Here is a 24,281-nt window from a genome sequence, read left to right on the forward strand (position 1 = left end):
GCGGTCCCGCATTACTCTCTCCCCGCGAGGACGGTGAGGGCGCGCGTGTGGAGTGAAACTCCGGGGGCGGTCCGCGCCCGGCGCGCCCGGACCGCGTACGGCGCACCGATACCGCGCGGTGAACAGGTCCGTTCACGGGACCGGTCCCCCCTCCCGCCGGTCGGGGACGAGGTGCTGGAACTACGGATGCCCGTCACGTTCACCGCTTTCTGCACACTCCGTCTGGCCGCGTACATACGATTCGCGACCGCCTGCACCGGATGCCCGGGTTCCGGAAGGGAACTGGCGCAGGACGCGCTCGGGGATCTGGCGACCGTCTGGGAGAGGGCCCTGCGCAGTCCGTCGCCGGCGGCGGTCTCCTGGAACCTGATCAGCGAACGGGGCAGTGCGCGGGCCCGGTCGAGGCCCGGTGGCTCGGTGTACCGGGTCCTGCCCCGCCCGCACGCCGACGTCGTCGTACTGCGCTACCGCCTGGGCCTCGGACCGGCGGAGGTGGCGGACCTCATGGGCATCGACGAACTGGAGGTCAACGGAATGCTCCAGTACGCGACCAGGACGGCGGCGGGAGTGGCATATGCGGAAAGCATAAACGGCTGACAATTCCTCCTGCTTCTGGGGCGTTGGCCCGCTGGGCCGGTGACTGAAAGTAGTGGTTTCACGGCCTTTTCGTCCCTCGGAGTAGTGAAGTGGCTGGCCCTCCTGGGGGGGAAACTCCTAGCATGGGTCCCTGTCCGAAAGGGCTCCGACGCTGCGCGGGGGCGCCGCGCGGACGGGACGCGGGGAGAAAAGCCATCCAGCCTGATTTCAGTAAGCCCAGCGTGGCGAGAATGTACGACTGGTTAATCGGAGGCCGTGACAACTATCCGGTGGACCGGGAAGCCTGTGAAGAACTTCTGCGGATAGCTCCCAGTACGCGCGAACTGGCGCTGGTGAATCGTGCCTTCCTTGTCCGCGCGGTGCGTTATCTCGCCGAAGAATGCGGAATCACTCAGTACATCGACCACGGATCCGGGCTGCCGACGTCGCCCAATGTGCACCAGGTCGTTCAGCAGTTCCATCCCGATGCACGCGTCGTCTATGTCGACAACGACCCCATCGTCCTCGGGCACGGGAGAATGATGCTGGCGGAGGACACGGCGACCACCGCCGTGATACTCCAGGACATGCGGAACACCGAGGCGATCTTCGAGAGTGACGAAGTCCGCAGGCTGATCGACCGGAACACGCCGATCGCCTGTCTCTTCGTGTCGGTCCTGCACTGCGTGCCGGAGAAGGACGACCCCTGGAAGCTCGTACGGGACGTGGCGCGCCGGCTGCCGCCGGGCAGTCACCTGGTGATCTCCCAACTGGCGAGCGATGACGGGCAACTGCGTTCCGACATCACGCAGTTCATGCGTGAGATCACGGGCGGGAACTGGGGGGAGGTGCGCTCCCTGGACGAAGTGGGCCGGTTCTTCGAGGGGTTGGAGCTGGTGGAGGCCCAGGCTCCGTGCGAGGTGTCGCTCTGGCGGCCCGACGGTGAGATCGGACCCCGGCAGAAGACGAAGGAATGGGTGGAGTTCGGAGGCGTGGCCCGCATCCCCTGACGTCTCCGGATCTCTCCTAACGTCTGCCGACGAGGCGCTGGATGTGTTCGTCGATGATCGCCAGGGTCGCGTCCTTGTCGGCGGCTCCCATGAACAGCGTGGTGAGCCGCTGGCGGTGCTTCTCCACCGCGGCCGGATCGCCGACGTAGACCCCGCCCATGTTGCTGGACTCGATGTAGACGAGGTCGTCGCCGTACCCCGACTGCATCAGCAACAGCGTGACCGAACTGTGCGGTGGCACGAGGCCCGCGTCGGCGTCGAACGGAAGAACCCGGATGTGGATACCTGGGCTGTTCTCGGCGAGGGTGAACAGATGGCGCAGCTGGGCCCGCATGACGGGCGTGCTGAACTTCGTGCGGCGCAGCACGTTCTCGTCCAGGACGGCGTAGAAGTCCGGTGCGCCCGGCAGGAACAGATGCATCTGGCGCTCCAGGCGGAACGCTATGCGGCGGCGGAGGGCCGCGCGATCGGGCGGGTGCGGGGCACCTTGGGCATGCGCCGCCGCCTCCTCCATGATGGCCTGCGCGTACTCCGGTGTCTGGAGCAGTCCGGGCACGTGGTGGGCCTCGAACGTGCGGATCTCCCGCGCCGCGCGCTCCTGGCTGAAGAGACGGTTTCCGTGGTCGGGGATGACGTCCCGGTACTCGGCGAACCATTCCTTCTCGTTGGACTGCCTGGCCATGGTGAGGCAGGCCTCCAGATCGACCGGGTCGCCCTGGGTGTACAGCGCGTACAGCTGTACCAGGCGGCGGACGTGGCGCTCCTGGACCGGGACCTTGCCGGTCTCGTACTTGCTGAGCATCGACTCGGAGCCGATCGCCTTGGCCGCCACCACGTCCTTCTGCAGGAGCCCGGCGCGCTCGCGAAGCCGTCGCAGATGCCTTCCCAGAAGGTCAGCTGCGACGGCCGGCGGCCTGCCGACGTCACCGTCCGGAACAATGCTCAAATTCCGATCGGACATCATCACTCCTCGCCCTGCCGCTGACCCGGCGGCCAGTATTCCAGAGCGAAGAGTCAACGACGGGGCGGCAGTGAGGGGCTATCCCCTTTTCAGACAGTCATGCCGTCGAACTCACCGTTCTTGGCGCCCTGGACGAACGCCTCCCACTCCCCGGGGGTGTACACCAGCGCGGGCCCACTGGCGTCCCGGGAGTTGCGCAGCGCGACGTGGCCTTCACCGAGCTCGGCAATTTCCACGCAGTTGCCGCCGATACCGTCACTCAGCGACGACTTCACCCATGTGACGCCCTGGATGGAATCCGCCGAAACACCGTTCTTGTACATGCGTGCCACTTGCCCTTTCGGTCCTGACCTGCAGAGATGGGGAAGAGGGTGGTCCATGCCCGCCAGGCGGGCGTGTCCGGTCGATACCCACTTTCACGGGTCCATGAAATTTCATGGGCCACTGAGGTGATGGTGATCATATCCGCAGGGCGGGGCCGCCCGGTGTCCCTCGAAAGGGTGTTCCTTTGAGGTGACGATATGAATGTATGCGTGAATTGACGTGCTGCTCGGGCTGGAGGCCGGAGGGTGCCGCGGGATTGGCCGACCGGCATGCGGTGGCGAGGGCCTGGTTGAACGTGGCGCATTGTGGCGGAAGACTATTTTCTCGTTCAATTAACGGGGTGGATGGGGTGCACGTGCCCCCGGTGTGACTGACGGTGTGACCTGCCATGCGGTGCCGAGCCCCGGCCGCACGGCGGCGGGGCGGCCGACGGAAGCCCCGCGGTGGTTCCGGTCGCCCCCACGGTGGTTCCGACCGGTGACGGCCCACCCTCGTGTCGGCTCCCCCTCGGTGGCGATGCTTGAATGAACCGGTCGAACCTGATCTGGCAAGGAGATGCGCTGTGCCCCTGGTGTCGGTCGTGATGCCCGTGTACAACTCGGCGGCGACCCTCGGCGCTGCCGTCCGGTCGGTGCTCACCCAGACCCACGCCGACCTGGAGCTTCTGGTCACCGACGACCGGTCCACCGACGGCTCCATGGACCTGCTGCGTGAGTTCGCCGAGCGGGACGAGCGGGTCCTGCCGGAGACGGCGCCCGAGCAGGGCGGCGCGGGACGGGCCCGTAATCTCGCGATCCAGCGGGCCCGCGGCGACTACATCGCCTTCCTGGACTCCGACGACATGTGGCTGCCGGAGAAGACCGAGAAGCAGCTCGCCTTCGCCGCGGAAGGCGATGCTCCCCTCACGTTCACCTCGTACTTCAAGATGGACGCCGACCACGCCGGTGAGAGCGTCGACTGGGTCCCGACCGACCGCGTGATCCGTGCCCGGGAGCACGTGGACTACCGGGCCATGCTGGTCCGGGACTACATCGGAGCCCTCACCGCCATGTACGACCGCACGGTCCTGGGCACGAGGCTGATGCCCGAGATGCGCAAGCGGCAGGACTACGCCCTCTGGCTGTCGATCATGCGGAACGGCGCCGACGCCCGGGGGCTGGCCGAGCCGCTCGCGGTGTACCGGGCCCACCAGGCGGGATCGCTCTCCTCCAACAAGCTCTCGCTCGTCCAGTACAACTGGGCCCTCTATCGCCGGCACGAGCATCTGTCGGTCGTCCGGTCGACGCGCGCGCTGGCCGGTGCCGCCTGGCAGTCGCTGCGCAACTCGCGCATCTAGCGGGAGGCGCAGGCGGACGGGCGGCGGCCCCGGGGCCGAGGGCGTCCGGTGCGCGCCTCACCCGGCCTCCCTCAGGCGGAGACCTGGTCGAGCAGGCCGTAGACGGCCAGGTACGCGGCGAAGGAGGCGACGGGCATCGCCGCCAGACTCCAGGCGCGCTCCTTCCCCGTCCGGCCCAGCAGCAGCGGGAGCGCGCAGGCGACGGCGGCGCAGGCCGCCGCCTGGGACGCGTACCCGAGAGTGAGCCAGGAGTGGAGGGCCTCGCTCCCGAAGAGGCCCCCGAACGCGCCGAGCGCCACGTACCGGCGCCAGGGCTGGGCACCCCGCCTCCACCAGGCGCCCGCGATGCCGAACAGCGGGCCCGCGACGCAGGCCATCGCGATCCAGAGCAGCGGGAAGACGAGCGACCCCATGCCGTCCCGCCCGAACTCGGCGTAGCCGTAGTAGCCGACGACCAGCCCGATCTCGGTCAGCGCCCCGGCCGCCGCGGCCGTACGGAGCCTGTCGGTGCGGCCGGCCGCGAGCGCGCCCGCGACGAAGGCGAACACGGACCAGACGCCGCCGGAGTTCGCCAACTGACTCCACGGCCAGGGAAGCCAGCCCTGGAGCAGATTGGTGAGGACGCCGAGCGCGATCCCCGCGCCGAGGCACACGGCCGGCAGGCCCGCCGCCCTGGTCGGCGGTCGGACGGGGTGCGCGAGAGATCGCGTGGTGGACATGGTCCGACTATACCTTCGGTTTATACATGGGGTGCATAGTCGGATCCGGCTCACCCGCTGCGGGGGGAGGGGGCGTCAGCCGATGGAGCGTTCCAGCAGCCGGAAGGGGAGCGGGCCCTCCAGCGCGACCGCCCCCGCATGGGCCGGGCCGGCCGGGAGGTCCATGACCGTCCAGGGGCCGGGGAAGCCGGGCGGGCCCTCGACCGTCCGGGGGCGAGGGGCCGTGCCCACCGGGAGGGCCAGGCCCTGGACGAGACGGCCCCCGGTGGCTTTGACGCACGCCTCCTTCCGGGTCCACAGGCGCAGGCAGCCGGGGAGCCGGTCCGGGGCCGCCGCCCCGGCCACCCACGCGCTCTCGTCCGGCGGGAACCAGCGGGCCGCGAACCGGACCGGGTCCCGGGACGGATCCAGGTGCTCCACATCCACGCCGACCTCCCGGCCCCGGCTCAGCGCCACCACCGCCACCTCGCCGGAGTGGGTGAGACTGAAGCGGAGGCCCCGGGCCTCCGCGTCGCCGTCGAGGCCGGGCTTGCCGTGCGGGCCGAAGCGGAACCGTACGCGTACGGCAGGGAGCCCGAGCCGTTCCCCGAGCGCCTGCCTGGTGCGGGCGTGCGCGACGGTGAAGCGGCGCCGGTGCTCCGCCGAGCGCAGCGTCTCCAGCCGGGCCCGCTCACGTACGTCGAGGAGCCCGGCCAGCGACTCCACCTCGGGCGGCGGGAGGTCGAGCCGGAAGCGGCGGATCTCCACCACGTCCTCCGCTCCGTTCATCGGGGGACCGGGCCCGGGGCGTCGAGTACCGCCGCCGACGGGAAGCCGGCCGGGGGCAGGTCGCCTTCGGCGAGGGCGAGGAGGACCCGTTCCAGGCCGCGCAGGAACCCCTCGATCCGGGCGGGCTCCATCCGGGACGTGTCGCCGAGCAGAGTGATCCGGATGAGCCCGGGGTCCTCGAAGACCGCGAACGTCTCCAGGAAGAAGGCCACCTCGTCCTGGTCCAGGCGGTCCGCCCAGCGGAACACCGACTCCCTTGCCGCTTCCGCTAGTTGGCCGGGGGAGAGGGCGGGGCGGTCGGGCGCCTCCCAGGTCGTCGACCAGAGATCGTTGACCAGGCAGTCCACCGCGACCCCGGCCTCCTCGGCCAGGGCGCGGGCCCGTTCTGGGCGGAACTGCCCGTTGCGGTGGGCGCCGAGCGTGGCGGTCCACACGCTGCGCAGGACGTCCGCGAAGGAGTCCCCGGACACATCGACCGCGACGAACACCTCCTGGGCCAGGTTGCCTACCGCGTGGTGGAGTTCGGGGCGGAAGCGGTTGGCGGTCACCAGCTTCAGTCCGCAGGCATCCAGCCCCTCGCTCCGGGCCAGCAGGGCCGCCGTGGCGGCCAGCAGCACGTTCGGGACGGTGGCGCGATACCGCTCGGCGGCGGCCCGCAGCGCCTCCGGCACCGCCCGCGAGACCAGTTCGCCCCGCCAGAAGCGCGGCTCGGCCGGATCGCCGGGCGGCCGGGGGAAGTTGTCCGCCGGGGCGCGGTCGAGCTGGGCGCTCCAGTGGCGGAGCGCCTTCTCCTCCATACGGAGCCCCTCCGGCGAGTTCTCGAACTCCGCCTGCTCCAGGGGTTCCCGCGCGGACCGGCGCGCCGGCGGCTCACCACCCCCGGCGCGGGCCGCCAGGAGAGCGTCCAGCTCCCCGGCCAGCAGGCGTACCCCGGCCAGGTCCGCGGCGAAGTGCGAGAGGCACAGGACGACGGCCTGCGGCGCCCCGTCCAGGACGCCGACCAGCGCCCGGAAGGGCACCTCGGCGGTGTTGTCGAAGCCCCGGGCCTCCAGCCGCCGGGCCGCCCCGGCGAAGTGCTCGCGCAGCTCCGCACCGTGCTCGGCGCCGGTCAGTTCGAGGACGTCCACCTCGAACGCCCCCTCGCTGAGCACCCGTTGTGCCGGAGCCCCGTCCGCCCCCGGGGCCACCAGGGTGCGCAGCGACTCGTGACGGCTGACCAGCTCGGCCAACTGCGCCAGTACGCAGGGGAGATCGACGCCCGCCGGGACGAAGGCCACCTGGGCGATGTTGAAGAAGGCCGTGTCGGGCAGCATCGCCACGATGTCCCGCCAGATGTGCTGCTGACCCCAGGTGGCGGGACCGGTGGCGGCGCGCTCGCCCCGGAAGGCGATCAGGTGCCGGGTGGCCTCCGGTGTCGGGGCGGCCAGGGCGTGCGGTGTCGGACGGGTCATCTCATGTCCCCTTGCCGGTACGGATCGTGGAGGGTCGGGTGTCCGGGGCGGATGCGCCGGACGTCTCACGGGCGGCGAGTCGGCGGACGAACCACACGGTCACTCCCACGGCCACCGCCCCGAGCCCGTTGAAGACGGCGATGGTGCGGTACAGCGCGTCGGGGCCCCCGTCGGCGGCCAGCCGCCCGCCGACGGCCACCGCGCCCACGAAGTACACGGCGTTCATCGCGAGCGCCGCAGGCCCGCCGCCGACCTGCTCCAGCACCGTCAGCGCCGCCAGTACCAGGCCCATCAGCAGATAGCTGAGCCCCACCGTCTGGAGGTACCGGGCGGTCTCCGCGGCGATCTGCGGGTCCCCGGACAGCACCCCGGCGAGCAGGTCCCGACCGGCGTACGAGACCACGGCGAGCACCGCGTACGCTCCGGCCGTGATCCGCAGACCCGCATGGAGCGTGGGGCTCAGCAGCCCGCTCCGGCCCGCGCCCCGGTGGCTGTTCAGCACGATGGCGGTGGCCGAGCCGAGCACCAGCCCCGGGATGATCAGCAGGGTCTGGAGGGTCGCCGCGCCCGCGTAGCCCGACTGCACCGCTGGACCGAAGGGGGCCAGGATCCGCATCAGCACCAGATTCGCGGCACAGATCACCAGATAGGAGGCGCCGACCGGGAGGCCGACGGCGGTCAGCCGCCGGACGGCGGACCGCAGCGGCACGGGCCGGGGGCGGCCCGCCGGTGCCGAGGCCGCCGGGCCGAGCAGCCCGGCGCGGCGCAGCAGCACCCAGCCCAGCGCGGTGCCCGCCAGCCCCGACAGGGCGACGGCCGGGGCCACCCCGGCGATGCCGAGTCCGGCGCCCAGCGCGAGCAGGGCGACCCCGCCGATCTCCGTCAGCGCGGCCAGCAGCGTCACCGCCGCCGCCTGCCGGGCGAGACCGCAGCCCCGCAGAGTGGCGGCGGTCAGGGCCGGGCCCAGCAGCAGGGCCGAGGCCGGGGCGATGGCGCGCAGAAAGCCCGTGAACTCCTCCCGTGCCGTCTCGGAGACCCCCATCAGGTCGCCCAGCAGCGGAGCCGACACGATCAGCAGCACGCTGAACGCGGCTCCCGCGCCCGCCGCGATCCGGGCGTCGGCCCGCAGCGCCGCCCCGGCCCCGCGCAGGTCCCCGGCCCCGTGCGCGACGGCGGCGGCCACCTGGTTGGACGCGCCGATCCCGGCGATGAGGGCGAGGAAGAGGAACTGCACCGGCATGAACAGCGCCCGCACGTAGTGCGCGTCCCCGTCGATGCGCCCCATGAGCGCCAGCACCGCCAGCGGCACGAGTACGGCGACGAGATCGGCCGGCAGCATCGGGACGGCGATCCGGAGCACCGACCGGGCCGGGCTCCCGACGGCGCCCCGGGTCTCAGCCACGGTCGATCTTCCCCTGGGACAGACCCTGGAACACGTTCAGCCGCTGGATGTTCCGGGTCCCCTCCATGAACTCGACCCCGCGCGCGTCCCGGGCGAACTTGTCGAGCAGCGGATGCTCCAGCCGTGCCCCGGGGCCGAAGTACTCCAGGGCCTCCAGGGTGACCTCCTCGGCCAGCTGGGCGGCCCGGGCCTTCGCGGCCGAGGCCAGCGCGCCTAGCCCCGGGTCGTCCCGGTCCACCGCGGCCCCCGCCCGGTACACCAGCCGTCGCACCCCCTCGATCCGCAACGCCATCCGCTCCAGCCCCGCCGCCTCGTCCGCCCGCAGCGTACGACGGTGGGCCACGACGTACTCGTACGCACCCCGGGCGATGCCCAGGGCCAGGGCGGCCACCCCCGGGCGCAGCCGGTTGAACCCCTGGACGGCGCCCATCAACCCGCGCCGGGTGGGGGAGAGATGACGCCCCAGGACCCGTTCGGCGGGCACCTCCACATCGGTCAGCCGGACCTCGCAGATCTGGTTGCCGCGCAGCCCGACCGTCTCGAACGGCACCGCCGCGAAGCCGGGCCCGCCGGTCTCCACGAGCGCCGCCACCACACCGAGGGGGCCGGGCCGGGTGCGGGCGAAGACCACCCCGACGTCGCTGCGCGCCGCGTTGCCGATGAAGCGCTTGGCCCCGTTGAGCAGCAGCGGGCCGCCCTTCTCCCGGGGGGTGAGGGTGGTGGTGAGCGAGGCCGCGTCCGAGCCCCGCTCGGGTTCGGTGAGGGCGAGGAAGGTCCAGGACGTACGTTCCATCAGCCGCCCGTAGAACCAGGACTGCTGCTCCTCGTCACCGAGCAGGGAGACCAGGACGCCGGAGAGCGAGGGGCCGGGCGCGGCCAGCAGCATTCCCGCGTCCACGGCGGCGATCTCCTCGCAGAACACCACCCGCTCCAGCCCGCCCGTCCCGTAGTACGCCCGCCCGTCCACCGTGATGGGGTCGGGCTGGTAGGCGCGCGGGACGGGGGTGCGGGAGAGGTAGGAGAACAGCGGCAGGTCCAGGTGGTCGCGGACGCGGTCCGGGTCCTCCTCCAGGGCGAGCGCCAGCGGCCGGAGCTGCTCCGCCCACTCCCGCGCGGTGTGCTGGAGGGTCCGGAGCCGTTCGTCGAGCAGGGTCACGGGGCTTCCTCGGGGGCGGCGGGGGGCGCGGCGTAGACGTCCGCGAGCAGTTCGGAGACATGGGCGCTCTGGCCGGGGCCGTCGGTCCGGAAGCCGTGGCCGCCCAGCAGCCGCAGCAGGACCCGGTCGGTCCGGGTCACGGCGCGGTGCAGCGCGGCCAGCTCACCGGCCGTCAACCGGGCTTCCGGGGCGAGTAGTTCACCCAGTTCCAGGTGGTCGGTGAGCGCTTCGGCGAGGCCGTCCTGCACCAACTGCCGTACCAGCAGGGGACTGCCGCCGAAGCTCCGGCCGGACAGATGCTCCAGGCAGCGGTCGAGCAGCGCCTCGGAGAGCCCGAGCCGCAGCCGGGCCAGGCCCAGCGCCCACGGGTCGTCGGGGTCCTCGGGGCCGGGCGGCAGCGGATGGCGCAGCGCGACGAGGGTGTCGCCGTGCAGCCGTACGGTACGGGGCGAGGACTCGGCGGTCCGCTCACGGGGGGCGGTGCGCGCGCCGCGCCGTACGCCGTGGGCGGCCGCGGCGACGGCCTCCGGCAGCAGTGCGTGACCGGCCGGGCCCAAGGGGAGTGCTCCGGGAGCCAGTTCGTCCTGGAGCGCGGTCAGCGCCGCCACCAGACCCGCGTCGCGCGCGGTGCGCCGGACTCCGTCGTGGGGGGTGGTCATCGGCCCTCCTCCTCCCGTGGGTACAGGGTCAGCGAGCAGAGGGAGAGATGGCCGAGCGCCCGCTCGTACGCGACGACGGTCACGCGCAACGGCCCCTCACCCGGGGCGGGTTGCAGCCGGGCGAGGTTCTCCCACACCCCGGTGCAGGGAAGTCCCCGGCCGGTGGTGATCAGCCTCCCGGCCCCCTCGGCGCGGCCGGGCAGGTCCAGGCCCGGGTCCAGACCGGCACCGGCCAGCAGCACCCCGGGCGCGGGCTCCGCGGCGAGGGCACCGGCCAGCAGCCCGGCCACCGCCTCGGGCCGTACGCCGGTCCACTGGGCCAGCCGGGTGTCGGCGTCCTCGTCGGCGGTCAGCCACAGCCCCACCGCGCAGTCGGCCGTCACCTCCCGCTCCGGCGGTACGGGGGCCGCGTACGGCCGGCTGGACTGGTCCAGGGCGATCAGGACCGCCCGGTCGAGCCCGCCGGGACGTACGTACGCGCTGGTGAGCCGCAGCGCCGTGAAGGGCGCCGCCGAGCCCTGGTCGCTCACCCCGATCGGCAGCGGGTCGCCCGGGAGCAGCTCGCAGACGTGGCCGGTGGGGGAGCGTTCCATGTCGGAGTCCTCGACGGCGTGTGCGGTGGCCAGCAGGCCGACCGGGCCGTCGAACGGCCCGAGTGCGAGCGCCGTCTCGGCCGCCATCTCCGCGTAGCTGTTCCGTGTGGCGGTCTCCAGGAAGCCGGGGCGCCGCCCCACGCCGTGGATCCCGGCGAGGTCGGCGAAGTACTGCTCCAGCCAGGGCACCGGGCCCCGGACGAACCGCCGGCCGGGCCCGAAGCGCCGGGCCGTGATCGCGCGCACCCGCAGGGGCAGCCGGACCGGGCCCGGCCCGGGGGGTGCGGCCAGGGTGGCCGCGGCGCTCAGATACATGGGTCAGGCCTGCTCGATCACGTAGTCGGCGAGGGTGCCGACGCTGTCGAAGTGGTGCTGCTCCAGGGAGTCGGTGTCGAACTCGATGCCGAGTTCGTCCTCCAGCCGCATCAGCAGCTCCAGCACGCTGGTGGAGTCCAGGCCGAGGTCGTCGAAGAGGCGGGGCGACTCGTCGGCGGGCTCCAGCTCGCGCTGGAGGACCTGGCCGAGCGACTCGTTGATCCGGGTGACGACGGTGGTGCGGGTGAGGTCGGACATGGTGGTCACGCTCCTTCGGTGGGTGTCCCGGCCCCGGCGGCCGGAAGGTCGTAGCGGTGCTGGCGGCCCAGCAGGTCGTCGGTGGTGTCGCGGTCCCGGACCAGATGGGCCCGGCCGCCGTCCACGAGCACTTCCGCCGGATAGCCGTGGCTGAGGAAGAGGACCGGCGAGGCGGTGGGGCCGTAGGCGCCGGAGCGGTCGACCCCGATGAGGTCTCCGGCCCGGACCGGTGGCAGCGGGACGTTCTTGCCCAGGGTGTCGTTGGGGGTGCAGAGCGGGCCGGTGACCACCCACGGGCGGTCGGCGGGTTCGTCGAGGCGGTTGAGGAGCCGCATCGGGAAGTTGCGCTTGACGAAGGAGCCGATGCCGACGGCCGCCATGTGGTGGTTGGTTCCCCCGTCGGCGACGGCGAAGTTCTCGCCCAGGGAGGTCTTCACATAGCGGACCCGGACCACATAGGTGCCCGCCGGGGCGGTCAGATAGCGGCCCAGCTCCAGCAGCAGCCGCGTGGCGGGACGGTCGCGGGTGAAGGCCTCGACCAGCGGGTTGAGTCCGTCGGCCAGGACCTTCGGGTCCAGGTCCCGCTCCTTCTCGAAGTAGCCGACTCCCAGGCCCCCGCCCACGTCGACGAGTTCGAGGGCGAAGCCCAGCCGTTCGGAGACCCGCTCCGCGAGGTCCAGGATGCGCGCGGAGTTCTCGACGATGACGTTCTCGTCGAGGATGCGGGTGCCCAGATAGGCGTGGACGCCCATGAGCCGGACGTGCGGGTGCCGCTCGGCCAGCCCCTCGGCGGCGAGGATCTGCTCCTCGTCGATGCCGAACTGGCGGGGCTTGCCGCCCATGGTGAGACCGGATCCCTTGACCGCGAAACCCGGGTTGACCCGCAGGGCGACCGGGGCCGACACGCCTTGTTCGGCGGCGAGTTCGTCGACCAGGGCCAGTTCCTCGAACGACTCCACGACGGTGGCCAGGATGCCCTCGGAGAGACAGGCGGCGATCTCCTCGCGGCTCTTCCCAGGCCCGAGGAAGATGATGTCGTGCGCCGGGACCCCGGCCCGCAGCGCGGTCACCAGCTCCGCCATCGAGGAGACCTCGGCGCGGGCGCCCAGCGAGCGGAGCAGGGCGCAGACGGAGACGTTGGGGTTGGCCTTGAGCGAGAAGAACATCTCCAGCGCCGGATGCAGCGGTGCGCGCAGCCCCTCGAACTGCGCCCGCAGCACGTCCCCGTCGTACAGATAGAGCGGGGTGCCGAACTCTTCGGTGAGCCGGTTGACGCCCAGCCCCTGGATGCGGAATTCCCCTGTCATGCGCCCTCTTCCTCTCCGAGCGCGGCCAGCAGGGCCGTGACCGCCTCGTCGGTTCTCTCCAGGGACCGGGGGGAGTCCCCGATCAGCAGGCCGTGGAGCCGGCCCTCGTAGGGCGTGCCGTCCTCGGTGGCGGCCGCGTTGACGGTCGCGAAGTTGCTGACCAGCAGCCCGCTGCCGCTGCCGGTGAACAGCAACTCCCCGAGCAGGGTGCGGAGTCGGCCGAACGCGAGCGGCGTCCGCAGCCGTACGGGGTAGTGGCGCGCCAGCGCGTGGCTCCCGGGGCCGAGGAACTGCTCCTGCAGCCGGACCTGGTACGTCGACATGTTGTGCCGGGCGTTGATCTCCACGACCGGGTAGAGGCCGCCCTGCGGGTCGGTCATCGCGTCGACACCGACGACCCCGAAGTACCCGTCGGCGGCGAGCCGCCCGCCGAGCACCTCGACGGCGTGGCGTACGGCGTCGAGCTGGAGGGTGGTGAGCGGGGCCGGGAAGCGGTGCCCCTTGTGCACTCCGCCCTCGGTGATCGCCTCCTTGACGAAGTCGAAGTGGACGGAGCCGTCCCGGCCCAGGGTGAACTGGTAGTTGAGGTCGGCGGTCTTGTCGACCCACTCCTCCACCACCAGCACCACCCGGTCGTCGCCGGAGCGCGCGGCCCGCCGGTCGATCATCCGCCGCAGGGTGTCGAGCCGCCGCTCGTCGTCGAGGACGCTGATGCCCTTGCCGGAGACCCCGAAGGCGTCCTTCACGACGACGCGGCGGCCGACCCGCAGGAGGAACCGGGCCTCCTCGAAGGCGGCGTCCAGGTCGGTGAGGTTCTCGCAGCTCCAGCCGGGGGCCTGGCGCAGCCCGGTGGACTCGGCCACGGCCCGGCTGTAGACCTTGCTGTTGACCGCTTTGCAGAGGGCGGCGGGCGGGGTGCCCAGGGGCAGGCCGGTGAGACCGGACAGCTCCTCCTCCCGTACGGAGGTGCCGTGGGGCACGATCCGGGCGTCGGGCCCGAGGGCGCGCAGCGTCTCCTGGAGGGCCGGGTCGGCGAGGGCGTCGCGCGTGACGGTCTGCCCGGGATCGCCGCCCAGGACGGTGTGCACCCGGGGGAGGTCCAGGCCCAGTTCCTCCAGGTAGCCCAGGTGGTCCGGGTCGGGCGCCGCCTTGAGGACGACATGGTCGCTCTTGCCCGCAAGGAGCAGCGTGAAGGCGTCCATGCGGTGGACGACCGCGCTGCCCGCCGTGAAGGCGACGCGCGGCAGTCCGGGCTCGTCGCGGGCCCACTCCTCCTCGACCTCGAAGTTGCCGAGGAGGACGAGCGGGGTGTCGGGCGAGCCGGTGAGGGCCGTTCTCAGCCGGCCCATGAAGTCCAGCATCACGGTGACCGCTCCTTTCTGTCGGATCGGCTGGTCAGTGTTGGAGCACCATGGCGGAGAAGGTGGCGCCGAGGCCGACCGCCGCCATCAGATAGCGGTCGCCGGGCCGGAGCAGCCCCCGGTCGGCGGCGGTGCGGTAGTTGAGGAAGGGGTCCGCGCAGAAGCAGTGGCCGGTGACCGGCACGTTCTCCAGCAGCACCTTCTCCAGGGGGATGCCGAGGTCCCGGCAGAGCCGCACCCAGGAGACCCGGTTGACGTTGTGCGGCAGGATCAGCGCCAGCTCGCCGAGGGTGGTCCCGGCCCGCTCGGCGGCGGCGAGCAGCACCTCGGCCAGGGCGGCGGGGTAGGCCTGCTGGAACTGGGCGGCCACCTCGGGGGTGAGCGAGAGCGCCGCGTTGAACCGGCCGTGGGTGCGGGTGGCGTAGCCGAGCACCCGGTCGCGCTCCCCGCCGACGCCGACCAGGACCGCAGCAGACGCCTCACCGTTGACAGCCGTCCCGGGCACGGTCCGGGCGGCGGGGGTGAACGTCTTCTCGCCCGTGAGCACCAGTGCCAGCGCGTCCGGGTCGCCGTCGGCGGCCAGCAGCTTGCCGCACAGGTCCACGGCGAGCAGCCCGGAGGCACAGGCGTGCTGGAAGACGCTGAACACCTGGGCATGGCCCAGGCCCAGCGCCTCCCGGACCTCGTGCAGCGGGTTGACCGGGTAGGGCGCGACCGCCGGCATGGTGCGGGCCTGCACGACGTAGCGCACCAGATGCTCCCGGCCCCGGAGCGCGTCCAGCCCCCGGGCGGTGGCGAGCATCAGCTCCGCCACCGTCCCCGCCGGCTCGCGCAGCACCTCGGAGAGCCCGAACACCCGCTGCATGACCCTCAGCTGACTGTCGCTCATATCCAGCTCACCCTGGAGGGAGGCCACCGGCACGCTCCGGGAGGGCAGATGGGCCGATACCGCCCGCAGCGCGGTCACGGGGCCGTCCCCGGCGGGTCCGCGCGGTGCCCGGCGGCGACCTGGGCGAGATGGGCCGACAGCTCCTCGACGCTGCGGTGGTCCCAGACGACGGTGGGGTCGACGGGGAAGCCGAGGTGGTCCTCCAGGTCCCCGCAGAGGACGAAGGCGTAGACGGAGTCCAGGCCGTAGTCGCTGAGCGGGACCCCGGGGTCGATCGCCTCCGGAGCGCACTCCAGATAGTCGGCGACCCGGTGGGCTATCCACTCCCGCAGTTCGGTGGGGTGGTCGGTGGCGGGCAAGGCGTACTCCAGGGTCGTGGTGCGGTGGGTTGCGGGCCGGGCTCGGCGGCCGAGGGGGCGTGTCGGCGGGGGCTGGTCGCGGCAGGAGGGGGTCAGCCGGGCAGCTCGCGGCGGGCCAGGTCGAAGCCGAGCCCGGCGTCGTCGCGGTCGAGCAGGGCGCGGTGGAGCGGCTCGGCCCGCTCGGGCGGCAGCCGGCCGTCGCCCCGGCCCGTCCCGGCGAGCAGCCGGGTCAGGGCGGCCTCGGCCCAGAGCGGGTCGGCCAGGAAGGGGTCACCGCCGTCGCGGTTGTCCCTCCAGGTGGTGAGGCAGCAGGCGGCGGCCACCACCGTCGTCCAGCGGGCGGCGAGCTCCAGGGCGTCGGCCGGGCCGCCGACCGCCAGGTCCCGTGGCGCCAGCGCCGAAGCCCCGGCCCGTACGCGCTCCGACTCCGCCGCGAACACCGCCGCCAGCCCCGCCAGGGCCCGGTGGTCCGTGCTCCCGGCCAGCTCCTCCGCCATGCGCTCCGGTACGGCGGCCAGCTCGTCCGGGCCGGTGGCGGCGAGGGCGAGCCGTCCGAAGTCCAGCGGCGGCAGGGGCGCCCCGATCCGGGACAGCAGCGCGGGCGTTCCACCGGCCCGGGCCGCCCGGCGGGCCGCCCCCGGCAGCTGGGGCAGGACCGCGGACAGGCAGACGACCCGGGCAGCGTGGCCGAAGCCGACCACCTGGAGGTCCCGCAACTGCTTCTGGAAGATGGCGAACTCGCCCTCGCGCAGATAGAAGTGCGCTCCCAGCACCACCGAGAGGCGGTCCATGGCGTCCATCAGCCGCTTGGACACCAGGTACTTGACGGCGGGGGAGTACAGGGCGGTGGCGCCGGGCAGCAGGTGCACGGCCCGGGTCCCGGTGGTGGCCACGGCGTCGCAGACCAGCAGATCGGCGAAGGCCTCGGCCAGGGTCCGGCGGACCAGCGGCAGGTCGCCCGCGTACCCGCCGTACAGCCGGCGGGAGCGGACGAAGCGCAGGGTGGTCCGCAGCCCGGTGTCCAGGATGGGCGTGGCCATCGCGGGCAGGGCGGTCCGGGTGATCTGGAAGGAGCGGAACGCGTTCTCCACCCCCTGCCCCAGGCGGCCCACCACGGTCTCCGGGCCGACCGGGCAGTCGTCGAACTCGATGCCGCCGAGCCGCACCCCGCGCATGCCGACGCTGGCGAAGCGCGGCCGGTACCGGTAGCGGTCGGCTGGCAACTCCCGCTTCTCCAGCAGTAGTTGCGTATGGCTGCGGGATCCGGGAGCGTCCGAGGTCCGGGCGAAGACCACCATCGCCTCGGCTCGCTCGGCGTTGCTCACCACCTCCTTGCGGCCGTGCAGCCGCAGGGTGCCGTCGGCCTGCGGGCGGGCGGCGAACGCGGCGCCCGCCAGGTCGTTCCCGTGTTCCAGCTCGTGGTACAGCGTCGCCACCCGGCCGCCGCCCAGCAGGAGGTCCGCCAGCCGGCGCCGCTGCTCGTCGTCGCCGGAGGACCAGACGTTGACGGCCGCGATGAAGGAGGCGGCCCCGTAGCCGAGCCCCAGCGCCGGATCACGGCGGAAGACCGGCCGCACCACCTCGACCAGCCGGTCCAGCCGGTCCAGCCGTCCGCCCAGGCCCACGGGGACGAACTCGGCGCCCAGACCGTACGCGTCGAGCAGCCGCTCACCACCGGCCACGACCTCGTCCCGCTCGTCCGCCGCGACCGTGGCGGCGTGACCGACCGGGTTGGCCGGGTCCCAGGGGTCGCCGAAGGCACGCTCCAGCTCCGCCGCGCCGGGGTGCGCGGCCGGTCCCGTCCCGCTCACCGGGTCTCCTCTCCGGCCGCCGCCGCCGGGGCGGGGGCGGCACCGACGGCCTCCACGGCGTCGTACAGGGCGTCCGACTCGGCGCCGTCGCCCGGCTCCTGGTCCCTCCGGCCGAGCACGGCGGCGAGCGCGGCCCTGGCCCACAGCCCGTCCCGCCACAGCTCGGGCCCGGCCCGCAGCCCTGGCTCGGATCGGGCGGGAGGCCCGCCGCCCGCGAGCCACAGGTGGAGCACGGCGGCTCCGGCGAAGCACGCCTCGTACTCCTCGGCCAGATCGAAGGAGCGCGCGGACGCGATGCGCGCGGGGCGCAGCGCGGCCAGTTCCCCGTGGAGCGCCTCGCAGCGGTCGAGGAGCCGCTCGGCCAGGGAGAGCAGCCGGGGGTCGGTTCCCTCCGCCGTACGGAGAGCGGCGACGGCGGACGGCAGGTTCTGCACGAGACTGGAGCCGCCCCGCGAGACCAGCTCCAGCCGGCCGGGCGCGACGGGCGGCAGGGGCGAGCCGGGGGCGACCGCCGCCGCGAGCCCGGCCGTGTCCACCCGGCCCTCCCGGTAGCGGCGGGCCAGCACCGGGAACTGGTTGATCAGGGCGTTGCGGTTGACCGCCTGGTTGCCGTCGAAGATGCCCACCACCCGGTGGTCCCGGGCCAGCTTCTGGAACGTGCCGTGTTCATGAACATCCGTCAGAAACGCCCGGCCGCCCAGGATTTCACCGCAGTCGGCGATGAGCGCGTCGACCCTCTCCGGTACGAAGGACTTCACCACGCTCGCGGCGACGCTCTGTTCGCCGGGCAGGGCACCGGCCGAGCGGTTGGCGACCAGGCTCACCGCCTCGCAGGCCAGCAGCGTGGCGTGCGCGCGGCCGAGGGTCCGCCGCACATGCGGGAAACGGGCCAGCCGGCCGCCGTACAGCTCGCGCCCCGCGGCGAAGGCGGCCGCCTGCCGCAGCGCGTGGTCCGCGGCACCCAGGGAGAGCGCGGTGCAGACCGTACGGGTGAGCTGGAGCGTCCTGAGCACGGTCTCGGTACCGTGCCCGGCCTCCCCGACCAGGGCGTCCGCAGGTATCAGGGCCCCGTCGAAGGCGATGCCGCTGATGTCGGCGCCCCGGATCCCGTGGGTGCGCTGCTTGGGCAGGCAGTGGTGGGCACCCGGCGCCAGCCGGTCCTTGTCGACCAGGAAGAGGCTGAGCGCGCGCGGACCGCCCGCCGGATCGGTCCGGGCGAGCAGACAGACCAGTTCGCCCCGGGTGGCGTTGTTGATCAGCCACTTCTCCCCCGTCAGCCGGTGGCCGCCCGAGGCGTCGGGTACCGCGGCCAGCCCGGTCGCCAGCAGATCGCTGCCGTGGGCGCGCTCGGTCAGCCCCCAGGAGACCGGAGCCCCGGCGGACAGCCGGTCGGCCAGGGCCCGGGCCTGCTCCGGAGTCCCGGCCGTCCAGACACAGGCCGCGCCGAGATAGCTCTTGGCGTGGCCGATCGCCACCGTGAGATCGCGCCGCGCGACGACCCGGACCAGGTCGGCCAGCTCTTGGAGACCGGCGAGCGCACCGCCGTACTCCTCGGGGACGTACTGCCGGGGGAGGCCGAGCCGGTCCAGCTCCGCGCAGATCGCCTCGGGGAACGCCTCCGCCCGGTCGAGTTCCGCACAACGGGCGTACGAGAACAGTGTCTTCGGGTCCGAGGGGTCCCCGAGCGCCCGCTCCAGGGCGGCGGCGGTCAGCGCGCTCACGGGTGCGCCCCCGTCGTGGCGTACGCGGCCCGGGCCCGCTCCAGCGCGGGGCTCACCCGCTGCTCGACCACCCGCAACTCCCCGCCCAGCAGCAGCTCCCGGGTCAGGGTGCGCTGGATCTTGCCGCTGGTGGTCCGCTGGACATCACCCGGGCGGACCAGGACGACGTTGGGCACGGCGACGCCGAACTCCCGTCCCAGCGCCCGGGTCACCCCGTCGATCAGCTCCCCGGCCGAGGCCGGGCCGAGCTGCGCCGGGCGTGCCTCCTGCACCACCACCAGCTGGTCCCCGGCGGACGGCACGGTGAACACGGCGGTGGCGGTGCGCTCCAGCGCCGGATGGGTGGCGCGGACGGCCGCCTCCAGATCGTGCGGATAGAGGTTGCGGCCGCCCAGGATCAGGAGCTCCTTGATCCGCCCGGTGACGTACAGCTCGCCGTCGGCCAGCAGCCCCCGGTCCCCGGTGCGCAGCCAGCCGCCGCGGCCGTCCCGGGTGACGGCCCCGAACGTCAGCGCGCTCTGCTCCTCCTTCTCCCAGTAACCCCGGGCCACGCTCGGCCCGCGCACCCAGAGTTCACCGATGGTGCCCTCCGGCAGGACCGTGCCGTCGCCCGGGTCCACGGCGACGACCTCCACACCGGGACAGAGCCGGCCGCTGCTGACCAGCGGACGCGCCGCCCCGGGCGGCGTCGCGGGACCGGCGGGGCGGAAGACGTCCCCGGCCAGTGCCCCGGCGTCGACCGGGGTGATCACCGGCGGGCGGTGGGAGGGCGCCCCGGAGACGCAGAGGGTGGCCTCGGCCAGGCCGTAGCCGGGGGTCAGCGCGTCGGCGCGCAGCCCGGCGGCGGCGAAGCGCTCGGCGAAGGCGGTGAGCGTACGGGCCCGGACCGGCTCCGATCCGTTCATGGCGTGCGTCCACCGGGACAGGTCCAGCCCCTCCGACTGGGCCTCCGTGACCCGCTGGACGCACAGGTCGTAGGCGAAGTTCGGGGCGGGGGAGACCTGGAGGTCGTACGCATCCATCAACCGCAGCCAGAGAAAAGGGCGCTTGAGGAAGGTGGCGGCCGACATCAGGACGGTGGTGCTGCCCAGGGTGAGCGGGGTGATCAGCAGCCCGATCAGCCCGAAGTCGTGGTACATGGGCAGCCAGCCGCCCCAGCGCGTCTCCTGCCGTACGTCGACCGTCCCCACGAACGCCTCGGCGTTGGCGAGGACGTTGCCGTGGTCGACGACGACGCCCTTGGGGTCGCTGGTCGAACCGGAGGTGTACTGGAGGAAGGCGACCGTACGGGCTCCGATCCGCGGCGCGCGCCAATCCCCGGCGGGCGGAAGGGAGTCGGGATCCACCGTGAGCACCGGAAGGTCCGGGAGGCCGCACTCCCGGGCCCACGCGGTGACCGCCTCGGCCGTCACGCGGTCGGTGAGCACGGCGCTCACCCGGGCGTCCCGGGCGATGCCCGCGAGGCGCTCGCGCTGACGCCGGTAGCCGTCGGGCATCGGGGCGGGCACGGCGATCGCCCCGGCGTAGAGACAGCCGGTGAACCCCCGGGGGAACCCGAGCCCCGGCGGATGGAGCAGCAGGACCCGGTCGCCCTCCGCCACGCCCGCGCTCCGGAGCAGGACGGCGGTACGGCGGGCCGTCTCGTCCAGCTCCCCGTAGGTGGTCTCCTCGTAGGCCGCCGGATCGGCCGGATCGGCGCTGAACCCGACCGCGGGCCGCTCGCCGTGTGCGGCGGCGCGTTCGCGGAGCAGGGCCACCAGACTCTCGCGCTCAGGCATTTAGGCAGACCTCCTGCAGAATTGTTTCCCGTGCTCCGCTATTTGCTTTCGGCGTGAAAAAAGCCCGTGCGGGGCCCACGGCGGAATGGGCGGATCATTTCGGGGCGACCGGGCGAGACAGAGTCCGCATGCCTGTGCCGGCGGGAAAAGGGCGGCCGGAGCGGGGGCAGGGGCGGGCCGGAAGGGAACGTGCGACACCGCTACGGGAGCGGAGGGTGCCGCTCCGTCGACCGGGCGTCCGGAGGGCGGTTCAGGGCGAGGTGGCCGCCGTGATGCTGCCGAGGGAGGTCGAGCCCGCGAGGGCGGGTAATTTGCCGTACACGGTCACGTCGAAAATCCTGTCAGCGCGTGGGCGGGGCCGAAATTGGCCCGTCGCCCGGCTGATCGTAAAGGAATGTGGAGGACTTGGAAAGTCGTTCCTGAATACTTGGCGGTAGGCCGGTGACGCGTATCCGCATTCCGGATGTCCGTGACGGTGTGTGCGGTGCGGGGGGCGTGAAGTGAGCGAATTCAGGCTCGCCCGCTGGTATTGACGAAAGGGGGAAATGATTCCCGGCCGGAGCATTTCGAGGTCAAAGGTATAGACCAATCCGGCCGGGGAGGAAGGGGTGGGAAACGGGACGGACCGATCTCGCGGACCGGCCAGGCCCCAGGAGCGGAGGCGGGCCCGGTCCCGGTCGCGCTCCCGGCGCCCCGGCCGTACAGGCGCCCCCGGAACCCCGGCCGTACAGACAACCCGGCACTCCGGCCGTACAGGGGCCCCGGCACTCCGGCCGTACAGGGGCCCCGGCACTCCGGCCGTGCAGACAGCCCCGCCACCCCGGCCGGAGTGCGGTGCCCTCCCGCACCCCGGCCGCAGCGATCCCCGCGCGCCCTCAGGGCTTCCGGGCGACCGCGCCGTACATGGCGATGTCCCGGCCGTCGACGCCGTCCTGCTCCGGTCCGGGGCGCCAGGTGTGCACCTGGGTGACCCCCGGCTCCTGGATCTCCAGCCCGTCGAAGAACGACGTGGCGGCGGGCAGATCGCGCAGGACGAAGGGCATGCCCTGCTCGCGGTACTCCTGCGCCACCCGGTTGACCTCCTCGGGCGCGAAGTCCGCCGTGCCGATGGTCATGGCCAGATAGCTGCCCGACGGCAGCGGGTCCAGCAGCCGCCGGACCAGCCGGTGGTCGTCGGGCGGCAGGATGAAGTGCATGATGCCGATCACCATCAGCCCGACGGGCCGGTCCAGATCGATCAGCTCCTGGAACTCCTGGCTGCCGAGGATCGCGTCGGGGTCGTGCATGTCGGCGTCGACGTACGCGGTGGCGCCCTCGGGCGAGCTCTGGAGCAGGGCGCGCGCGTGGGCGAGCACGATCGGGTCGTTGTCCACGTAGACGACATGGGACTCCGGGGCCACCTCCTGCACGACCTCGTGCAGGTTGGGCGAGGTCGGCAGCCCCGTACCGACGTCCAGGAACTGCCGGATGCCGCACTCCTCGGCGAGGAAGCGCCCGGCGCGGTGCATGAAGCGGCGGTTCTCCATCATGTGGACGGGCAGGGCGGGCCAGTGGCGGCACATCGCGTCGCCCGCCTCGGCGTCCACGGGGTAGTGGTCCTTGCCGCCCAGGATGTAGTCGTAGACGCGGGCGGAGTGCGCCCGGGAGGTGGCGAGACCGCTCTGCCGGTCGGGGGAGGTGCTCATGCGGGGCCTCTTTCGGTCAGGTACGGCTTGTTCGACGGTATGAACGCGGTGCCGGGTCCGCAAGCGAGACGGCCCGACGGGACCTCACCCGTTCTTCCGGTCCGGGGCGTGGTCCCGAACGAGCGGCTACGGCCCCGAGCGGGCCTGCAGGGCGATGACGGCGATGTCGTCCCGCCGGTCGCGGACGGGCGGCAGGAGCTTGCGGATCAGCGTCGCCAGGGGCACCCCGGCCCTTACCAGCGCTTCGGTGCGCTCCCGGAGCCTTTCCAGGCTGTCGCCGATGTCCGCCCCGGGGGTCTCCACGAGTCCGTCGGTGTAGAAGACCAGGGTGTCGCCCTCCCTGATGACGGTGTGGAGATCGGTGCGGGTGAGGGTGTCGGTGACGCAGAGGGGTGGGTCGGGGGCTGTGAGGTCGTGGAGGTAGCGGGGTGGTGCGTCGTGGGGGATGAGGAGGGGTGGGGGGTGGCCGGCGTTGGAGAGGGTGACGCGCCAGATGTGGGGGGCCTGTGGGCGGATGAGGGCGTGGATGACGGTGATCATGGAGGGGCCGTCGAGGGCCTGGACGATGCGGTCGAGGCGGCTGAGGGTGGTGGCGGGGTTCGCGGTGGGGCCGCTGTCGTAGGCGAGTCCGCGCAGGAGGCTGTTGACGCGGCCCATGGCGGTGGCGGCGTCCAGGTCGTGTCCGGCGATGTCGCCGATGGACAGGGCGAGGGCGTCGTCCGAGAGGCGGACGGCGTCGTACCAGTCGCCGCCGATCTCGGCGGCGGAGTCCGCCGGGTGGTAGAGCGCGGTGATCGTGAGGCCGTCGAGGGTCTGCGGGGGTGTGAGGAAGGACTGCTGGAGGGCGAGGGCCCGGTCGCGGATGCTCTGCAGTTCCATGGTGCGGCGCAGCGGCCCGCTCATCTGCTGGAAGACGTCCCGCAGCAGATGCAGATCGGCCTCGTCCGGGGGCGGGTTCCCCCGGCAGGTCGTCGTGGTCGCCAGTGCGACGGTCCGGCCGTCCACCACGACGGGAAGCAGTGCGACGCTGGTGGCACGGGCCTTGCGCAGCCACCGGACGGCCGCGTCCGAGAGGCCGTCCTCGGGCGGTTCGCCGGCCGGGAAGGTCAGCAACCGGGCCTCCTGGCTCCTGATGACCCGCCGGGACGCCTCCCCCCACAGGATGTCCCCGTCCAGGGGATGCAGCGAGGGCAGTCCGGGGGCCAGCCCCACGCTCCCCGTCGGTGCCGGGAGCGCCGCGCCTCCGGGCAGCCCGGTGCCCGGCCCGGCTTCGCCCCGTACGTGGAAGATGGCGACGGCGTCCGCCAGTTCGGGGACGACGGCCGCCGCGGTCGTCAGAAAGGCCTCGGACAGATTGTGCGCGGCCGGTACCGCCGCCATCCGGGCCAGCAGCTTCTCCCGCATCCGCAGCCGCCAGTGCTCCTCGGCGTCGCTGGCCGTGCCGACCCACTCCACGGCACCGTCCTCGTCCGGCACGGGCGCTGCGATGATCTTGATGTGGCGGAAGCGGTCGGGGTCGCTCCTGAGCCGCACCCGCACCACCGTGTCGAGCGGAGTCCGCTCCTGGGCCGCCCGCCGCCAGGCCCGCCCGAACCAGTCCCGGTCCTTGGGATGCAGGGCCTCCATCCACGAGGTCCCGCCCTCGGGGTGCCAGAGCCGCTCCCTGATCCCGCTGCCCGCCAGAAGAGTGACGACCCCGTCGGCCGACAGCACCCAGACCGACTGCGGCACCGCCTCCATGAGCGCCGCGTAGTGCCGGAGGAGACGTTCCTGGTTCACCGGCCCCGCCCCCGGAGTCCCCCTGGCGACGGTACGGCCCTGCCCGAGGACGGCACGGCCCCG

General features: G+C 73.0%; 22 protein-coding genes. 3 read left to right on the forward strand and 19 right to left on the reverse strand.

Annotation, left to right across the window (positions count from 1 at the left end):
- The first annotated feature begins 186 nt into the window (after window positions 1-186).
- Together ACQ9ZG_RS30020 and ACQ9ZG_RS30025 are read left to right on the forward strand one after the other, a co-directional pair.
- Window positions 187-597 (forward strand): SigE family RNA polymerase sigma factor, encoded by a 411-nt coding sequence (locus ACQ9ZG_RS30020; RefSeq protein ID WP_258312467.1) that lies wholly within the window; start codon window positions 187-189, stop codon window positions 595-597.
- 122 nt (window positions 598-719) lie between these two features.
- Entirely contained in the window at window positions 720-1,586 is an 867-nt protein-coding gene (locus ACQ9ZG_RS30025; RefSeq protein ID WP_050451559.1) for an SAM-dependent methyltransferase, read from the forward strand.
- A 16-nt stretch (window positions 1,587-1,602) separates the two neighbouring features.
- Here ACQ9ZG_RS30025 and ACQ9ZG_RS30030 read toward each other — a convergent pair whose 3' ends face one another.
- Both ACQ9ZG_RS30030 and ACQ9ZG_RS30035 read right to left on the reverse strand, forming a co-directional pair.
- Window positions 1,603-2,532, reverse strand: coding sequence for a DUF5753 domain-containing protein (locus ACQ9ZG_RS30030; protein WP_232790439.1), 930 nt, complete (start codon window positions 2,530-2,532; stop codon window positions 1,603-1,605).
- Between the two features lie 104 nt (window positions 2,533-2,636).
- Window positions 2,637-2,870, reverse strand: a complete 234-nt coding sequence (locus ACQ9ZG_RS30035; protein WP_018492084.1) for a DUF397 domain-containing protein — start codon at window positions 2,868-2,870, stop codon at window positions 2,637-2,639.
- 563 nt (window positions 2,871-3,433) lie between these two features.
- Between ACQ9ZG_RS30035 and ACQ9ZG_RS30040 the strand changes: the two genes are divergently transcribed.
- A complete protein-coding gene (locus ACQ9ZG_RS30040; protein ID WP_028418784.1) occupies window positions 3,434-4,207 on the forward strand; it encodes a glycosyltransferase family 2 protein in 774 nt (257 codons plus the stop codon).
- Window positions 4,208-4,278: 71 nt separating this feature from the next.
- Here the strand turns inward: ACQ9ZG_RS30040 and ACQ9ZG_RS30045 are convergent, their stop codons facing one another.
- From ACQ9ZG_RS30045 to ACQ9ZG_RS30125, 17 genes are all read right to left on the reverse strand, one after another.
- Window positions 4,279-4,926 carry a DUF6518 family protein gene (locus ACQ9ZG_RS30045; protein WP_219995647.1) on the reverse strand — a complete coding sequence of 216 codons (648 nt, stop codon included), beginning with the start codon at window positions 4,924-4,926 and terminating at the stop codon, window positions 4,279-4,281.
- A gap of 75 nt (window positions 4,927-5,001) precedes the next feature.
- Entirely contained in the window at window positions 5,002-5,694 is a 693-nt protein-coding gene (locus ACQ9ZG_RS30050; RefSeq protein WP_109917472.1) for a 4'-phosphopantetheinyl transferase family protein, read from the reverse strand.
- Window positions 5,691-7,145 carry a condensation domain-containing protein gene (locus tag ACQ9ZG_RS30055; RefSeq protein ID WP_109917471.1) on the reverse strand — a complete coding sequence of 485 codons (1,455 nt, stop codon included), beginning with the start codon at window positions 7,143-7,145 and terminating at the stop codon, window positions 5,691-5,693. Before ACQ9ZG_RS30055 ends, ACQ9ZG_RS30050 begins: the two co-directional genes overlap by 4 nt.
- Window position 7,146: 1 nt before the next feature.
- Window positions 7,147-8,547: an MATE family efflux transporter gene (locus ACQ9ZG_RS30060; RefSeq protein WP_499281415.1), complete on the reverse strand. Its 1,401-nt coding sequence runs from the start codon at window positions 8,545-8,547 to the stop codon at window positions 7,147-7,149.
- A complete protein-coding gene (locus ACQ9ZG_RS30065; protein ID WP_028417215.1) occupies window positions 8,540-9,703 on the reverse strand; it encodes an acyl-CoA dehydrogenase family protein in 1,164 nt (387 codons plus the stop codon). Before ACQ9ZG_RS30065 ends, ACQ9ZG_RS30060 begins: the two co-directional genes overlap by 8 nt.
- Complete coding sequence (locus ACQ9ZG_RS30070) at window positions 9,700-10,362, reverse strand: hypothetical protein (protein WP_499281416.1); 663 nt, start codon at window positions 10,360-10,362, stop codon at window positions 9,700-9,702. Before ACQ9ZG_RS30070 ends, ACQ9ZG_RS30065 begins: the two co-directional genes overlap by 4 nt.
- Complete coding sequence (locus ACQ9ZG_RS30075) at window positions 10,359-11,270, reverse strand: hypothetical protein (RefSeq protein ID WP_499281417.1); 912 nt, start codon at window positions 11,268-11,270, stop codon at window positions 10,359-10,361. Before ACQ9ZG_RS30075 ends, ACQ9ZG_RS30070 begins: the two co-directional genes overlap by 4 nt.
- Before the next feature lie 3 nt (window positions 11,271-11,273).
- Window positions 11,274-11,537 carry an acyl carrier protein gene (locus tag ACQ9ZG_RS30080; RefSeq protein ID WP_028417218.1) on the reverse strand — a complete coding sequence of 88 codons (264 nt, stop codon included), beginning with the start codon at window positions 11,535-11,537 and terminating at the stop codon, window positions 11,274-11,276.
- Complete coding sequence (locus ACQ9ZG_RS30085; RefSeq protein WP_109916626.1) at window positions 11,534-12,835, reverse strand: alanine racemase; 1,302 nt, start codon at window positions 12,833-12,835, stop codon at window positions 11,534-11,536. Before ACQ9ZG_RS30085 ends, ACQ9ZG_RS30080 begins: the two co-directional genes overlap by 4 nt.
- Window positions 12,832-14,196, reverse strand: coding sequence for a preATP grasp domain-containing protein (locus ACQ9ZG_RS30090; RefSeq protein ID WP_109916628.1), 1,365 nt, complete (start codon window positions 14,194-14,196; stop codon window positions 12,832-12,834). The genes ACQ9ZG_RS30085 and ACQ9ZG_RS30090 overlap by 4 nt, the downstream gene beginning before the upstream one ends.
- A gap of 34 nt (window positions 14,197-14,230) precedes the next feature.
- On the reverse strand, window positions 14,231-15,163 hold the full coding sequence (locus ACQ9ZG_RS30095; protein ID WP_109916627.1) for a 3-oxoacyl-[acyl-carrier-protein] synthase III C-terminal domain-containing protein: 933 nt from the start codon (window positions 15,161-15,163) through the stop codon (window positions 14,231-14,233).
- A complete protein-coding gene (locus ACQ9ZG_RS30100; RefSeq protein ID WP_084990758.1) occupies window positions 15,160-15,444 on the reverse strand; it encodes an acyl carrier protein in 285 nt (94 codons plus the stop codon). Before ACQ9ZG_RS30100 ends, ACQ9ZG_RS30095 begins: the two co-directional genes overlap by 4 nt.
- A gap of 92 nt (window positions 15,445-15,536) precedes the next feature.
- Complete coding sequence (locus ACQ9ZG_RS30105; RefSeq protein WP_499281418.1) at window positions 15,537-17,255, reverse strand: acyl-CoA dehydrogenase family protein; 1,719 nt, start codon at window positions 17,253-17,255, stop codon at window positions 15,537-15,539.
- On the reverse strand, window positions 17,252-18,976 hold the full coding sequence (locus ACQ9ZG_RS30110) for an acyl-CoA dehydrogenase family protein (RefSeq protein WP_499281419.1): 1,725 nt from the start codon (window positions 18,974-18,976) through the stop codon (window positions 17,252-17,254). The genes ACQ9ZG_RS30105 and ACQ9ZG_RS30110 overlap by 4 nt, the downstream gene beginning before the upstream one ends.
- On the reverse strand, window positions 18,973-20,754 hold the full coding sequence (locus ACQ9ZG_RS30115) for a fatty acyl-AMP ligase (RefSeq protein ID WP_109914262.1): 1,782 nt from the start codon (window positions 20,752-20,754) through the stop codon (window positions 18,973-18,975). Before ACQ9ZG_RS30115 ends, ACQ9ZG_RS30110 begins: the two co-directional genes overlap by 4 nt.
- Before the next feature lie 875 nt (window positions 20,755-21,629).
- Window positions 21,630-22,439, reverse strand: a complete 810-nt coding sequence (locus ACQ9ZG_RS30120) for an SAM-dependent methyltransferase (RefSeq protein ID WP_028417226.1) — start codon at window positions 22,437-22,439, stop codon at window positions 21,630-21,632.
- A gap of 126 nt (window positions 22,440-22,565) precedes the next feature.
- A complete protein-coding gene (locus ACQ9ZG_RS30125; protein ID WP_499281420.1) occupies window positions 22,566-24,218 on the reverse strand; it encodes a PP2C family protein-serine/threonine phosphatase in 1,653 nt (550 codons plus the stop codon).
- Window positions 24,219-24,281: the final 63 nt, after the last annotated feature.

This window comes from Streptomyces araujoniae (assembly GCF_050871195.1).
Lineage (GTDB): Bacteria > Actinomycetota > Actinomycetes > Streptomycetales > Streptomycetaceae > Streptomyces > Streptomyces bacillaris.

Bases quoted from the DNA above. Each gene is read 5' to 3' on its own strand.
- ACQ9ZG_RS30020 (WP_258312467.1), top strand. From the start codon at position 187: ATGCCCGTCACGTTCACCGCTTTCTGCACACTCCGTCTGGCCGCGTAC.
- ACQ9ZG_RS30025 (WP_050451559.1), top strand. From the start codon at position 720: ATGGGTCCCTGTCCGAAAGGGCTCCGACGCTGCGCGGGGGCGCCGCGC.
- ACQ9ZG_RS30035 (WP_018492084.1), bottom strand. From the start codon at position 2,870: ATGTACAAGAACGGTGTTTCGGCGGATTCCATCCAGGGCGTCACATGG.
- ACQ9ZG_RS30045 (WP_219995647.1), bottom strand. From the start codon at position 4,926: ATGTCCACCACGCGATCTCTCGCGCACCCCGTCCGACCGCCGACCAGG.
- ACQ9ZG_RS30050 (WP_109917472.1), bottom strand. From the start codon at position 5,694: ATGAACGGAGCGGAGGACGTGGTGGAGATCCGCCGCTTCCGGCTCGAC.
- ACQ9ZG_RS30055 (WP_109917471.1), bottom strand. From the start codon at position 7,145: ATGACCCGTCCGACACCGCACGCCCTGGCCGCCCCGACACCGGAGGCC.
- ACQ9ZG_RS30070 (WP_499281416.1), bottom strand. From the start codon at position 10,362: ATGACCACCCCCCACGACGGAGTCCGGCGCACCGCGCGCGACGCGGGT.
- ACQ9ZG_RS30075 (WP_499281417.1), bottom strand. From the start codon at position 11,270: ATGTATCTGAGCGCCGCGGCCACCCTGGCCGCACCCCCCGGGCCGGGC.
- ACQ9ZG_RS30085 (WP_109916626.1), bottom strand. From the start codon at position 12,835: ATGACAGGGGAATTCCGCATCCAGGGGCTGGGCGTCAACCGGCTCACC.
- ACQ9ZG_RS30090 (WP_109916628.1), bottom strand. From the start codon at position 14,196: ATGCTGGACTTCATGGGCCGGCTGAGAACGGCCCTCACCGGCTCGCCC.
- ACQ9ZG_RS30115 (WP_109914262.1), bottom strand. From the start codon at position 20,754: ATGCCTGAGCGCGAGAGTCTGGTGGCCCTGCTCCGCGAACGCGCCGCC.
- ACQ9ZG_RS30120 (WP_028417226.1), bottom strand. From the start codon at position 22,439: ATGAGCACCTCCCCCGACCGGCAGAGCGGTCTCGCCACCTCCCGGGCG.